This is a genomic window from Bacteroides sp. AR20, assembly GCF_964250605.1.
Classification (GTDB): Bacteria; Bacteroidota; Bacteroidia; order Bacteroidales; family Bacteroidaceae; genus Bacteroides; species Bacteroides uniformis.
In genome coordinates this window covers 13,501-26,322 of sequence record NZ_CAXUGK010000011.1, presented here as the reverse complement: position 1 = coordinate 26,322, position 12,822 = coordinate 13,501, and the positions used below count along the sequence as shown (strand labels likewise).

The 12,822-nt window shown below is 45.1% G+C and carries 13 protein-coding genes and 1 tRNA gene; 7 read left to right on the top strand and 7 right to left on the bottom strand.

Annotated elements, in window-relative coordinates; all coding sequences use genetic code 11:
- Positions 1–25 precede the first annotated feature (25 nt).
- From ACESTD_RS07720 to ACESTD_RS07700, 5 genes are all read right to left on the bottom strand, one after another.
- Positions 26–385, bottom strand: a complete 360-nt coding sequence (locus ACESTD_RS07720) for a DUF3795 domain-containing protein (RefSeq protein WP_057097562.1) — start codon at positions 383–385, stop codon at positions 26–28.
- Positions 382–864, bottom strand: coding sequence for a GNAT family N-acetyltransferase (locus ACESTD_RS07715; RefSeq protein ID WP_061411343.1), 483 nt, complete (start codon positions 862–864; stop codon positions 382–384). Before ACESTD_RS07715 ends, ACESTD_RS07720 begins: the two co-directional genes overlap by 4 nt.
- Before the next feature lie 256 nt (positions 865–1,120).
- Complete coding sequence (locus ACESTD_RS07710; RefSeq protein WP_022401420.1) at positions 1,121–1,408, bottom strand: hypothetical protein; 288 nt, start codon at positions 1,406–1,408, stop codon at positions 1,121–1,123.
- A gap of 380 nt (positions 1,409–1,788) precedes the next feature.
- Positions 1,789–2,760 (bottom strand): glycosyltransferase family 2 protein, encoded by a 972-nt coding sequence (locus tag ACESTD_RS07705; protein WP_044467808.1) that lies wholly within the window; start codon positions 2,758–2,760, stop codon positions 1,789–1,791.
- 51 nt (positions 2,761–2,811) lie between these two features.
- Positions 2,812–3,189 (bottom strand): GtrA family protein, encoded by a 378-nt coding sequence (locus ACESTD_RS07700; protein ID WP_005833184.1) that lies wholly within the window; start codon positions 3,187–3,189, stop codon positions 2,812–2,814.
- Positions 3,190–3,376: 187 nt separating this feature from the next.
- Between ACESTD_RS07700 and ACESTD_RS07695 the strand changes: the two genes are divergently transcribed.
- The 3 genes from ACESTD_RS07695 to ACESTD_RS07685 all read left to right on the top strand — a co-directional run bounded on the left by ACESTD_RS07695 (position 3,377) and on the right by ACESTD_RS07685 (position 8,531).
- A complete protein-coding gene (locus tag ACESTD_RS07695) occupies positions 3,377–5,110 on the top strand; it encodes a glycosyltransferase family 39 protein (RefSeq protein WP_195288865.1) in 1,734 nt (577 codons plus the stop codon).
- Between the two features lie 27 nt (positions 5,111–5,137).
- Positions 5,138–5,674 carry an HD domain-containing protein gene (locus ACESTD_RS07690; protein ID WP_005827246.1) on the top strand — a complete coding sequence of 179 codons (537 nt, stop codon included), beginning with the start codon at positions 5,138–5,140 and terminating at the stop codon, positions 5,672–5,674.
- A gap of 79 nt (positions 5,675–5,753) precedes the next feature.
- Positions 5,754–8,531 (top strand): putative LPS assembly protein LptD, encoded by a 2,778-nt coding sequence (locus ACESTD_RS07685; RefSeq protein ID WP_373158743.1) that lies wholly within the window; start codon positions 5,754–5,756, stop codon positions 8,529–8,531.
- Between the two features lie 3 nt (positions 8,532–8,534).
- On the opposite strand, the gene ung is transcribed toward ACESTD_RS07685, so the two are convergent.
- Together ung and asnA are read right to left on the bottom strand one after the other, a co-directional pair.
- On the bottom strand, positions 8,535–9,197 hold the full coding sequence (gene ung, locus ACESTD_RS07680) for a uracil-DNA glycosylase (RefSeq protein WP_005827240.1): 663 nt from the start codon (positions 9,195–9,197) through the stop codon (positions 8,535–8,537).
- A gap of 104 nt (positions 9,198–9,301) precedes the next feature.
- Positions 9,302–10,339, bottom strand: a complete 1,038-nt coding sequence (gene asnA / locus ACESTD_RS07675; RefSeq protein ID WP_008664075.1) for an aspartate--ammonia ligase — start codon at positions 10,337–10,339, stop codon at positions 9,302–9,304.
- A gap of 212 nt (positions 10,340–10,551) precedes the next feature.
- Between asnA and ACESTD_RS07670 the strand changes: the two genes are divergently transcribed.
- From ACESTD_RS07670 to ACESTD_RS07655, 4 genes are all read left to right on the top strand, one after another.
- Positions 10,552–10,624: transfer RNA gene (locus ACESTD_RS07670), tRNA-Arg, on the top strand.
- 211 nt (positions 10,625–10,835) lie between these two features.
- Complete coding sequence (msrA, locus tag ACESTD_RS07665; protein ID WP_225982599.1) at positions 10,836–11,387, top strand: peptide-methionine (S)-S-oxide reductase MsrA; 552 nt, start codon at positions 10,836–10,838, stop codon at positions 11,385–11,387.
- Between the two features lie 6 nt (positions 11,388–11,393).
- Positions 11,394–11,867, top strand: a complete 474-nt coding sequence (locus ACESTD_RS07660) for a hypothetical protein (RefSeq protein ID WP_005833171.1) — start codon at positions 11,394–11,396, stop codon at positions 11,865–11,867.
- 90 nt (positions 11,868–11,957) lie between these two features.
- Positions 11,958–12,788, top strand: coding sequence for a MerR family transcriptional regulator (locus ACESTD_RS07655; RefSeq protein ID WP_005833169.1), 831 nt, complete (start codon positions 11,958–11,960; stop codon positions 12,786–12,788).
- Positions 12,789–12,822: the final 34 nt, after the last annotated feature.

Below are 12,822 nucleotides of genomic sequence, written 5' to 3'. Positions count from 1 at the left end.
CACATGTTTTTCGAAAGGTACAAAATTATTGTTTTATTCCTGATTTTCTGTCATTGTTGGTAAGCTGGTCGTGGACTCTCTCATTATAATACTTTAAAAATTTAACTTCACCTACGTTTTTTAAAAGCTTTTGGTTTTCAATGAAGTTTTGTCCGTATTTTAGCCAACGTTTGGTAAATCTTTTGAATTTAGTACATGGGAAATCAGAACATTGGAAACAATGTGTTATTCTTTTTTCCAAGCAACATAAATGGAATGTTTTACATTTTTCACAGCGAGAACCATTCTGTTCTGCTCCTTTGCAGGGACTTTTTTCTCTTGTGTATATGGGACAACCACCACAAAAGACACCACAAGCAGGAATACGTCCGTTATACGATTTCATTCAGCCAGCCTTTTCGCCATCCAAAAATTGGTGAGATAAAGTTGGTTGGCTTTGCGTTTCTGTTCCACTTCTACTATATAGCCTCTTTTCTCAAAGAATGGACGGGCTGTCAGGCTTACTTCTGATGTAATTCGCATGATTCCTCTTGCGGTTGCATACCGTTCTATCTCATTTAGAAGTATGGTAGCAATGCCTTTACCTTGAAAATCTTTATGAACAAACATAGAATGCAAATATCCTTGGTGGGTAATGGATGAAAAGCCGACAATCTGTGACTGTTGATTGGTTGCCACAATAAAATAATGTGTCTTAATCATGTCTTTTATGTGGGAGAGGTCGTTTCCGCACGATGCCCAATCTGCCACTTCTGCTTCTGAATAGTCACGTTTGTTTATATGGAGGACTGTCTCTTGAAACAAACTCATAAGTTCAAGGGCATCAGGCTGTTGGGCAATTCTAATTGTAAAATCTGTATTCATGTTTTTAAGTGCTAAAATGTATGCTTTTAGATGTTCCATGTTCTAACAGAAAGTCTTTCAATGTATTTATTGTGTTTGCAAAGATAATCTTTTCATTTCTAATTTATTGGTTTAGGAAAATCAAGTTGTTGATTCTCTGCTTCGAATATAAAAAGTATGCGAATTTTTATGAAGCATGGGAATCTGCTTTCAATCGCCAGCCAATGGCTGATGAATTTAACCGGGTAGATTTCTTGCCAATTGGTTTCAGACCTGCTTATAAGAACAATTTATAACAAAGTACTCCCAATAAAAGCAAGACTAAAGCACATGCTGCAAGAATCGTCTTTGCCCTGAATAGATGTTCTTTATCTGACAATTCCTTTTCAGTAGTATTTCTTCGGATTTTTTCTATTTCCTCAATGGTTACATCGGCTCTCTCAGGACCTTTCCTTTCTACAAGGTATTTGTAGTGCTCCCGCATCCGTCCTCTGCTCAACTTGCGGAGAGCACGGTTCTCTTTATCCCTTTGTAGCATGTCATTGATGCAGCCTAATGTTCCCATAAGCAGATTTTTATCATGTGTAAGCAAAATGGTTTGCTTGCACGTGTACTAAGATACGGCATTTATGTCGCTTTCGCAAGCGATTTTGTGTTTTTTGATATAAACTGATGTGACGATACGATTTTGATAGTTATGTTAACTCATTGTCTGCCAGAGAGTAATTTTGCCAACCCATTGCCATGCTTTTGGCAAACTTTTGCCATGCCTATGGCAAAGTTTTGCCAACGCGGTGGCAAAGTCTTGCCAATAGGGTGGCAAAATCTTGCCAACTTGTCGGCAAGAAAGACACATACTGTTCCCTATACCTTTATTATAGTGTGATAGCGTGATAAGTGTTTTTCCTTTTTTAAACTTTTGTGTAGAATGATGATGGGCTTCTTTTATTCTGTTTTGTCGGATGGCATCAGAAGCTCTTCTTCATTGTAGCGCGGTCGGTCTTTCACTTCAATGTATATTTTGCCGATGTATTCGCCCACAATTCCCAAGGACACAAGTATCACGCCTCCTACCAACCAGACGGAAATCATCAGTGATGACCATCCGGGAACGGTGTTATGCTGTGTGTAGGAGTGAAGTGTCCATCCGGTGACACATAGTGCCACAAGAATAAATATGCAGCCTATCCAAAAAATCATACGGACTGGTTTGACGGAAAAAGAAGTGATGCCGTCAATGGCAAAGTTGAGCATCTTCCGGAAAGGGTACTTTGATTCTCCGGCAAAACGCTTGTCACGATTGTAGTACACGCTGTCCGTCTGGTAGCCGATGAGGGGAACCAGCCCCCGAAGAAAAAGGTTGCGCTCGCGGAAGCGGCATAGGTGTTGTATAGCCCGCTGGCTCATCAGGCGGTAGTCGGCATGGTTGTAGACGGATTTTACCCCCATTGCCTTCATCAGCCGATAAAAGACCAAAGCGGTGTTGCGTTTGAAGAAAGTGTCGGTCTTCCGTTCTTTACGTACGCCATAAACGATGTCATTGCCCGCTTTATAGCTGTTTATCATGTCCGGAATCACCTGGATGTCATCTTGCAAGTCTGCATCAATGGAGATGGCTATCTCGCAACGCTCTTTTACTGCATTGAGTCCTGCCAGCAGGGCATTCTGGTGTCCTACGTTTCCTGCCAGGTTCAGTCCGCAGGCATAGGCCGTATTTTGGTGCAGTTCTTTGATGATAGCCCATGTCTGGTCGGTGCTTCCGTCGTTTACATATAATATATAGCTTTCCGGGGAAATTTGCCGGGCTTGTATCAGCCGGTCGAATAATTGGCTCAATCGTTTATGGGTTTCATGCAGCACTGCCTCTTCTTTGTAGCAAGGTACGACAACGGCGAGTATGGGAGAGTTTTCCATCATAGAACAAATCTTTTTGCAATATTCGTAAGAAATCGGGAGAAAAACAAATTATCACTCTTTTCTTTTGAAAACGAAACGTACGAGTAAGAAGTTGACCGGAATGGCGATGGCGAAAACCGGAATGGGGGCCAGAGGTTTGGGGATGCCCATCCAGAGAGAGAGGTTCAGCAACCCCATGTGTAGCAGATAGCTGCATAAGTGTGCTCCTCCAAATCCGAAGGCTTTTCTCCATGAGGGCTTTCGGCCGAAGGTAAAGTAAGCAGTCAGATAGAAATTGGCGATGAAGCTGAGAGCATATCCCAGTGTATAGGCTATGTTTACATTGATAACCCGTTGTAATACAAAATACAATCCGTAGTGCAGAGCTGTCGCAAAGATGCCCACCATTACGAAGCGTACAAATTCCGGTAGTTGTTTCAGCCGCTTCATCTTAACATTAAATATCTACTCTCTGTTGCCATTATCATTGGGGCGGCAAAGTTAGGCATTGTTTCAGAATTATTTGTAATTTTGCTTTGCGAAATTAAGCTGCATCTCAGCAAATTGCAAATAAATTTGCATCTGCTTTCGGTTTGCGCTATCTTTGCGTCCAGAAAACATAAAAAACAAATAAGGTATGTCGGACAGAAAGAAGGCGTTCTGGTTTATTGCGCTGCTGAGTGTGCTTGTGGTTGTTCCCTTTCTGGGAGAAACCATTTTTTATTCCAAGGGGGAACCGCGGGAGGCGATTGTTGCCCTTTCTATGCTGGAAAGTGGAAACTGGATACTTCCGGTGAACTATGGTACTGATATTGCTTATAAACCCCCTTTCTTCTACTGGTCAATAGCCGCCGTCTCTTCCCTTTTTGGAGAGGTGACGGAGTTTTCCGCCCGTTTCCCGTCTGCATTGGCTTTTTTAGCCATGCAGTTGATGTTCTTTGCCTTTGTGGCAAAACGTAAAAACGTTCAAACGGCGTTTCTGGCCTCTATTCTTCTTTTGTCTTCTTTCGAGGTGCATCGGGCGGCTGTCGCTTGTCGGGTCGATATGGTTCAGGTTGCCTTTATCGTTATTTCCCTTTGTCTGCTGTTCCGCTGGGATGAGAAGGGATGCCGCGGAGTGCCCTGGCTTGCGGTGTTGCTGATGGGATGTGCCACGTTGACCAAAGGGCCGGTAGGCTCCATATTCCCTTGCGCGTGTATCGGTGTGTATCAGTTGTTGTGCGGACGTTCTTTCTGGAAAGCGTTTTTCTCGTTGGTAGGTATCGGCTTGCTTTCTTTTGTTCCTTATTTAGCTTGGGTATACGTAGCTTACAGACAAGGTGGACAACCGTTCCTCGATTTGGTTCTGGAGGAGAATACCGGGCGGTTTATGGGCAAAATGTCCTACGAGTCCCATGAAAATCCTATATGGTATAATTTCCTGACTTTGATTTGGGGATGGATTCCCTGGACGTTGGTTCTGGTAATTTCCTTGTTTGGCTTGAAGTGGAAAAACATGCGTTGTCTGCCGGAAGGGGAGACCCTGCTGTTGCGGTTGAAGAAGGGCTGGACTGCTTTCCGCAACCAGTCTCCGGTACAATTGTTCACGTGGCTGGTCATTCTGATAATCTTTGTCTTCTACTGCATCCCCAAGAGTAAGCGGAGCGTTTATCTGCTTCCCATCTATCCGTTTATGGCAGTGCTGATAGCTGAGTATCTGTTGGCTTTGGTACAAAAGGGGGCACGAGTTTTCAGGATTTGTGCAATCATCTTTGCTTCTTTGGGCTTGTTGCTTACGCTTGTTTTTGTCGTAGTTCGTCTCGGCCTGGTTCCCGACAGCGTTTTTGGAAGCGGACGCCATGCCGCTGAGAATGTAGCCTTTATGCATGCGTTGGAGGATGTGGCTTTGTCTGTTCCCAAGTGGCTCCTGGTAGCGCTTCCCGTAGTAGCCGCTGTCTGCACATTACGCATGGTGATAAAGCGTGCGGATAGCCGGTCATTATTATATGGCATAGCAGGATGTATGCTCTGCCTTTTCGTATCATTGGATTCGGTTTATCAGCCCACGGTGCTGGCTGTGAAATCAGATAAACATTTGGCTGAAAGGGTCAATACGTATGTTCCGGAAGGTGTGGTCTATTCTTACTCGAAAATGAGTTTCTATGGTGTTAACTTCTATCTGAAAGACCGCATGCGGCACATTGAAAAGGAACGTCCGTCCAGCGGGGAGGGCTATTTGTTGGTTCCCGTAAAGGAGGAGGAGAATATGTTGGGAGAGCTGGAACAGACGTATCATCTGGAAAAGATATTCCGTACAGACAGACGCAGTTGTGATATGCGTAATGAAATCTGCATGTATAAATTTAGGGCGATTGACATTCATAACCCATAATTTATAACTCATAACTCATAACTTAAAATGAATCCGATAGATATCATTAACAAATATTATCCGGAAGAGAATGAGTTGCGGCATATACTGTTGACGCACAGCCGTTCCGTAGCCGACAAGTCGTTATGGATTGCCGACCGCCATCCGGAACTTTCATTGGATAAGGATTTTCTGTACGAGGCTGCCATGCTGCACGATATAGGCATTTTTCTTACAGATGCGGCAGGTATCCATTGTTTTGGCGACAAGCCTTATATCTGTCACGGTTATTTGGGAGCCGACCTGATACGCGGCGAAGGCTATCCCCGCCATGCTTTGGTTTGTGAACGCCATACGGGTGCCGGACTTTCATTGGAGGGAATCATTGCGCAGGATTTGCCCGTACCGCATCGTGAAATGGTTCCGGTCAGCTTGGAAGAACAAGCTATCTGTTTTGCCGATAAGTTTTATTCAAAAACTCATTTGGAAAAGGAGAAAAGTGTAGAAAAAGCCCGTAAAAGTTTGGAACGTTATGGTGAAGAAGGGGTACGGCGCTTTGATAATTGGTGCGAACAGTTCTTGTAGCAATCTAAATTTCTTTAAAAAGGGAGATTATCCGTATAAATTATGTACTTTTGCCCCTCCAAGCGTAAACTATTAGTTAATGACGCCATTGAAAGCAAATACATTCATATCATTCATACTACTATTCGTCTTGCTTCTTCTCTCCGGTGGGGCTGCTTCTCAGCGCCGTAGAGCGAAGGTCGCGCCTCCGAATATTCAGCGGACAGACACGTTGCAGGTAGGGGATAGTTTGCAGATGGGAGACTTCCTGCAAGGGGGAAAGGGGCTTCCTGCCGATTCGTTGCAACAAGATACGGTAGCGGCTGCGCCTCCCAAGAAGGATGCATTGGATGCTCCCGTAGCCTACGAAGCCAATGACTCCATTGTATTTACGCAGAGTGGCTTTGCCCATCTTTACGGCCAGGGAAAGGTGAGTTATCCGGGTGCTGACCTGGAGGCTGATGTCATCTCTATGGATATGGACAACAGTACGGTTTTTGCCCGTGGCGTGGTCGATTCTGTAGGAACAGCCAAGGGAAGACCGGTCTTCAAAGACGGGGACACCTCCTACGAAACCGATACTATCCGTTATAACTTCAAGAGTAAAAGAGGTCTTATCAGCAATGTTGTCAGCCAGCAGGGCGAGGGATACGTGACCGGTAATAATGCTAAGAAAGGGAATAATGATGAACTCTATATGAGGAGCGGTCGTTACACGACTTGTGACCATCATGACCACCCCCATTTTTATATGCAGATGACTTATGCCAAGGTACGTCCGAAAAAGAACGTGGTGACGGGACCTGCCTATCTGGTAGTAGAGGATGTGCCGCTTCCGCTTGCCGTTCCATTTTTCTTTTTCCCGTTTTCTAGCAGTTACCAGTCCGGTTTTCTGATGCCTACCTATATGGATGACTCCAATCGTGGCTTCGGTCTGACGGACGGTGGATATTACTTCGCCATCAGTGACCAAATGGACTTGAAGCTGCGGGCGGATATCTTCACGAAAGGTTCTTGGGCGCTGAATATGGAGTCGAACTATGTGAAGCGTTACAAATATTCCGGTTTGCTGCAGGCAAGCTATCAGGTGACCAAGACCGGTGACAAAGGCTTGCCCGACTACTCGGTTGCCAAAGACTTCAAGGTGGTGTGGTCTCACCGGCAGGACCCGAAAGCGAGTCCGAATTCTACCTTTTCTGCCAGTGTGAACTTTGCTACCAGTAGTTATGAGCGTACCAATATCGGCAATATGTACAACTCCCAGGCAATGTCGCAGAATACCAAGACTTCCAGTGTCAGCTATTCGCGTAACTTTCCCGACCAGCATCTGAGCATCTCCGCTTCAGGTAATATTGCCCAGACCATGAGCGAATCCTCTATCGCGGTGACTTTACCGGACATGACCATTTCCTTGAGTACCATTTTCCCTTTCAAGCGCAAACATGCAGTGGGAGATGAAAAGTGGTATGAGAAGATTTCCGTTCGCTATACTGGCCGTGTGAAGAACAGCATCAAGACGAAGGACAATCAGTTGTTCAAGAAGAACTTGATACGCGATTGGGAGAACGGTATGCAGCATGAGATTCCGGTAAGTGCCACGTTTACTTTGTTCAAGTACTTCAATGTGACGCCTACCGTAAACTATACGGAGCGTTGGTACACCCGCAAGGTGAAGAAGGACTGGGACGATGAGCAAGGCAAGGAGGTGAATGATACGACCTACGGCTTTCACCGTGTATACGACTACAGTGCCAGTCTGGGTATCAATACCAAAGTTTATGGTATGTACAAGCCATTGTTCATGAAGAAGAAGGAGATACAGATACGTCACGTCATCACTCCCTCCATCAGTTTCAGCGCTGCGCCCGATTTCACTTCGTCCCGTTTTGGCTATTATGACTCTTATATAAAAGACCAGAACGGCATTCGCGATACCGTGCAGTATTCCTATTATGCCGGTCAGGTGTTCAGTCCGCCAAGTGGAGGAAAGCAGGGGCTTATCAGTTTCAATATCTCCAATAACCTTGAAATGAAGTTCAAGGATAAGAATGACTCTATCCGCAAGGTGAGCCTGATTGACGATTTGAGTATGGGTATCAGTTACAACACGGCTGCCCAGGTGCGTCCTTGGAGTGACTTGAGCTTTAATCTCCGTCTGAAGTTGAGCAAGAGTTATACGTTGAGTATGAGCTCTACCTTTGCCACTTATGCTTACGAGTTTGATGAGAACGGAAGGGTGGTGCCCGGTAACCGTACGGAATGGTCGTATGGCCGTTTCGGTCGTTGGTCGGGATATGGTACGTCGTTCAGTTGGACCGTGAACAATGATTCGTGGAAGAAAATAAGGAACTTCTTCACCGGTCAGAAGGATGACGAGGAGCAGGGCCAAGACCAGAATGCCTCGACGGAGGAAGACGGTGACATGGAGGGGGAAACTACCGAGGACGGCACTCCGAAGAAGAAGAAGGAAAAGGCTGCTGCCGATGCTGACGGCTATCAGGTATTCAAGATGCCTTGGTCTATCAACTTCAGTACCGGTTTCAATATTACGGAAGACACCAGTAAGCCCATTAATCGTAAGAACATGCGCTATCCGTACAAATTCAGCCTGAATTCCCTTAATATAAACGGTAACGTCAAGCTTACCAATAAATGGGCTGTCAGCTTCAATTCCGGTTATGACTTCAATGCGAAGGAGATAACGCAGACCGCTTTCAACATCACACGTGACCTGCACTGTTTCAGCATGACGGCTGCCATATCACCTTTAGGACGCTGGAAATACTATAACTTTACCATCCGTGCCAATGCAAGTATCCTGCAAGACTTGAAATGGGAACAGAGAAGCCAGACTCAGAGTAATATTCAGTGGTATTGATGTTTACCAAATTATTTCCGTCTCTCCATGTTCCCGCAAATACTCGTTTGTTTTGCTGAAATGCTTGTTCCCGAAGAAGCCGTTATAAGCGGATAGGGGAGATGGATGTGCCGAGGTAAGTACCAGATGTCGGCTACGGTCGATGAATGCCCCTTTACGTTGGGCGTAGGCTCCCCAAAGAATAAATACAAGATGCTCTTTTTCTTCGGCGAGAATGCGGATAGCCGCATCTGTAAATGTTTCCCAACCTCGGTTTTGGTGAGAACCGGCTTGGTGTGCACGTACGGTGAGGGTAGCATTGAGCAGCAATATGCCTTGCTCTGCCCAGCGTGTCAGATTGCCGGTAGTGGGGGCATCAGTGCCAATGTCATTTTTTATTTCCTTGAAAATATTAAGTAAGGAAGGAGGGAAAGGAACACCGTCATTTACGGAGAAACAAAGTCCGTGTGCTTGTCCCGGACCATGATAGGGGTCTTGACCGATTATCACGACTTTTACTTTGTCAAAAGGGCATAGGTTGAATGCATTGAATATCAGCTTTCCCGGAGGATATATTGCATATTTCCCATATTCGTCCCGTACAAAATCAGTCAATGTACGGAAATAATCTTTCTCAAATTCAGGTTGCAGATGTGCTTTCCAGCTTTCTTCTATTTGAACATTCATAATTGGATCTGTTAGTAGTTTCGGATGCTAAAGTACAAAATAAAAAATAAAGTCCAACCTTTTGAGGGGGTGAACTTTATATTATATGACGGGATAAATGTATATCAAATCAGGTGTATATTGTGTTCCTTGCACTCTTTGCGCATATCTTCCGGCCAGATACTGGCTTGTATCTCACCGATATGCGCCTTGCGCAGATAGAACATACAGAGGCGGGACTGCCCTATACCGCCACCGATGGAAAGCGGCAGTGTATCATTCATCAAGCGTTTGTGGAAGTAAAGTTCCAGGCGTTCCTCTTCGCCTTCCTCTTTGAGCTGGCGAAGCAGGGCTTCCTTGTCTACGCGGATACCCATGGAGGAAAGTTCGATGCTGCGTTGCAGGATGTGGTCCCATAGCAGGAGGTCACCGTTCAGTCCGGGGAGGTCGTTCAGCCCTTTGCTGGTATAGTCGTCGTAGTCCGGGGCGCGTCCGTCGTGCTTCTTGCCGTCGCTCAGCTTGCATCCGATACCGATGATGAACACTGCACCGTATTTCTTGCAAATGGCATGTTCGCGGCATTTGGGTTCCAAGTCCGGATACAGTTGGCGCAATTCTTCGGCATGGATAAAGTGAAGTTTCTGGGGCAGGCAAGGCTTGATTTGCGGATACATCTCATATACCATATATTCTGTGCGCACCATAGCTGCATAGATACGGGTTACTATCTCCTTGAGGAATTCCACATTGCGGTCTTCGGCAGTAATGACGCGTTCCCAGTCCCACTGGTCTACATAAAGGGAATGCAGATTGCCCAGTTCTTCATCGGCACGGATGGCATTCATGTCTGTGTAGATGCCATATCCCGGTTCGATATGGTATTCGGCAAGCGTGAGGCGTTTCCATTTGGCGAGGGAGTGCACCACTTCAGCTTTGGCGTCGCCCAAATCTTTGATAGGGAAAGTTACGGCACGTTCCACTCCATTGAGGTCGTCATTGATACCCATTCCTTTCAATACGAACAGTGGAGCTGTCACACGTCGCAGGCGCAGTTCGGAAGAGAGGTTCAATTGGAAGAACTCTTTAATTTGTTTAATCCCTAATTCAGTCTGTTTTAGGTCCAATAAAGGTTTGTAACCTTCAGGTGTTATCAGGTAGCTCATAAATTTATTCAGTATAACTTCTATTAAATTGCTCGGCAAAGATAGGAATAATATTGATACTTGCTTCTGTTTTGTGGGAAAAAAGAACAAAATGTTTGTGTAATTGCGGTTAGTCTTCTCAAAGTAATAATAAAAATATTCCTCGGTTTGATATAAAAAGCGTTTGAATGTTAGGAATCTGCTAATTTTTTTATACTTTTGCATCCACATTTGGCTCCGTAGCTTAGTGAATAGAGCGTCAGATTCCGGTTCTGAAGGTCGTGCGTTTGAATCGCACCGGGGTCACAAAGAAAGGAACTCCCTTTGCATGAATACTTTGCAAAGGGAGTTTCTTTTTATACAATACATCCAGAAAAGTCAACCATACGGTTCTCTTTCTTGTTATAATTTCCATAGAGTTAGAGGTATGAAACAAATAATATTTATTTTTGCAATGTTAATGACTTGTCTGTCCTATGCCGGTAAGCCGGAAGGACGGTCAGAAAGGAGAACAGACATGAAACCAATGAAAGAGATTTATCTGGCAGGAGGATGTTTTTGGGGTACCGAACATTTCCTGAAACAAATAGAAGGTGTGGAGGCTACCCAGGTGGGATATGCCAATGGAAATATAGCCAATCCTACCTATCAGCAGGTATGTACCGGTACCACGGACTTTGCCGAAACCGTAAAAGTACAGTATGATCCCGATGAGGTGGACTTGCCTTTCCTTATCGACCTTTATTTCAAAACGATTGACCCTACCAGCCTCAATAAGCAAGGGGGGGATAGAGGTACACAGTATCGCACGGGTATCTATTATACGGATACCGCCGACCTGCCCGTTATTCGTGAAACCGTTGACCGGCTGGCTGCCAACTACTCCCGTCCGTTGGTTGTAGAGATAGAGCCTTTGAAGAACTTCTATCTCGCCGAAGATTATCATCAAGACTATCTGGACAAAAATCCTGGTGGATATTGCCACATTAACCCCACCTTGTTCGACCTGGCACGTAAAGCGAAGATGAAGAAAGAAGGAGATGGCGAGTATTTAAACCTGGAAAAGTAACGGACAATGGATATACTGTTAATAAGTAATGAAGATACGTGCCGCAGCCGTATCGCGCAGGAACTCCTGCATGCATTTGGCAGGGGAATGAATATCTCTACGGCAGGAATTATGGAGGGGAACTGCGTTCCCGATGCCGTGTGCAATGTGATGGAACAGAATGGTTTCAGCGTGTCTCGCAAGAAACCGTCTGGTGTCGGGACCTATACGCACCGGTCGTGGGACTACGTGATTACCCTATGTAAAGAAGCCGGAGAAGAACTGAAATTTATCACTCTGGATGCCAAGCAGCAGGTGCATTTTAATTTTGAAGACCCCTTTAAAAATCGTTTTCAAAATGAAAGTGAGCAGGAGCAACAAATTGCCGCACTCTATGAAACCATGTACCGGCGGCTGTATGAATTTTACCGCGATGAACTGAGTGGGCAGTTGTTACCCCATTGTACGTGCGGTGCAAACACCTATTGCCGTTGTGAATAGTGAAATATGTGTTTTTTTTGAAGCAATCTCTTGACTCGTCCCTAAGGGCAGGACCTATCTTTGCATCATAAACAAAATGTGCATGAGTTTATGAAGAATAAAATGAAGTTTAAAATCGGAGAGTTTTCCAAACTTTGCCAGGTGACCGTTAAGACGCTTCGTCATTATGAAGAGATAGGATTGATGATACCCGTTGAAGTGGATGAGTGGACGGGGTATCGCTATTACGACATCAGCCAGCTCCGGTGTATGAGCCGTATTGTTTACCTCAAGCAATTAGGGTTCAGCCTCGAAGAGATATCCGAGTTGTTTGCCGATGGCAAGGAATTTCCGGATGCTGAATTGTTGAAGGTTAAAATAGAACGTTGCAAAAACGAGATTGAACACTTGATATGGCGGCAGACCGAACTTGCCAAATTGGAAAATTTACTCCATAAACAAGAGAATGTTATGGAAAAAGTGTTTAAGAAATCCCTCCCTTCAAGAATTTTTGCTACCCATCGCCGTAAAATAGACTCTTATCAGGAGCTGTTCAATCTTTGTCCGAATATCATCGGGCCTGAAATGTACCGTTTGGGTTGTGAATGTCCTGCCCCGGAATATTGTTTCACGGTGGAATATAATGAGGAATATGGGGTTGATATTGATATCGAGTTTTTTGAAGCGGTGGCTGAACGCAAGGAAGATTCGGAACTGATTAAATTCAAGGAACTTCCGGAAGTGCCGGTTGCGCTCTGTGTCAACCATTACGGTGCTTATGAGCATATGCCCGAAACTTTCGCCGAGCTTTTTGCGTATGCCGAGACAAATGGATACGAGGTCATTGACCGTGCCCGGTTTTGCCATATTGACGGCATTTGGAACAAAGAAACGGTGGATGAATGGATGACGGAAATTCAGTTGCCCATCAAACTTTCTTAATCAGCCTTTGATTTCTGCGGAAAGCTTTCAACCG

Bases quoted from the DNA above. Each gene is read 5' to 3' on its own strand.
- ACESTD_RS07685 (WP_373158743.1), top strand. From the start codon at position 5,754: ATGACGCCATTGAAAGCAAATACATTCATATCATTCATACTACTATTC.
- ACESTD_RS07660 (WP_005833171.1), top strand. From the start codon at position 11,394: ATGGATATACTGTTAATAAGTAATGAAGATACGTGCCGCAGCCGTATC.
- msrA (WP_225982599.1), top strand. From the start codon at position 10,836: ATGAAACCAATGAAAGAGATTTATCTGGCAGGAGGATGTTTTTGGGGT.
- ACESTD_RS07710 (WP_022401420.1), bottom strand. From the start codon at position 1,408: ATGGGAACATTAGGCTGCATCAATGACATGCTACAAAGGGATAAAGAG.
- ACESTD_RS07655 (WP_005833169.1), top strand. From the start codon at position 11,958: ATGAAGAATAAAATGAAGTTTAAAATCGGAGAGTTTTCCAAACTTTGC.
- ACESTD_RS07705 (WP_044467808.1), bottom strand. From the start codon at position 2,760: ATGATGGAAAACTCTCCCATACTCGCCGTTGTCGTACCTTGCTACAAA.
- asnA (WP_008664075.1), bottom strand. From the start codon at position 10,339: ATGAGCTACCTGATAACACCTGAAGGTTACAAACCTTTATTGGACCTA.
- ACESTD_RS07700 (WP_005833184.1), bottom strand. From the start codon at position 3,189: ATGAAGCGGCTGAAACAACTACCGGAATTTGTACGCTTCGTAATGGTG.
- ACESTD_RS07715 (WP_061411343.1), bottom strand. From the start codon at position 864: ATGAATACAGATTTTACAATTAGAATTGCCCAACAGCCTGATGCCCTT.
- ung (WP_005827240.1), bottom strand. From the start codon at position 9,197: ATGAATGTTCAAATAGAAGAAAGCTGGAAAGCACATCTGCAACCTGAA.
- ACESTD_RS07720 (WP_057097562.1), bottom strand. From the start codon at position 385: ATGAAATCGTATAACGGACGTATTCCTGCTTGTGGTGTCTTTTGTGGT.
- ACESTD_RS07695 (WP_195288865.1), top strand. From the start codon at position 3,377: ATGTCGGACAGAAAGAAGGCGTTCTGGTTTATTGCGCTGCTGAGTGTG.
- ACESTD_RS07690 (WP_005827246.1), top strand. From the start codon at position 5,138: ATGAATCCGATAGATATCATTAACAAATATTATCCGGAAGAGAATGAG.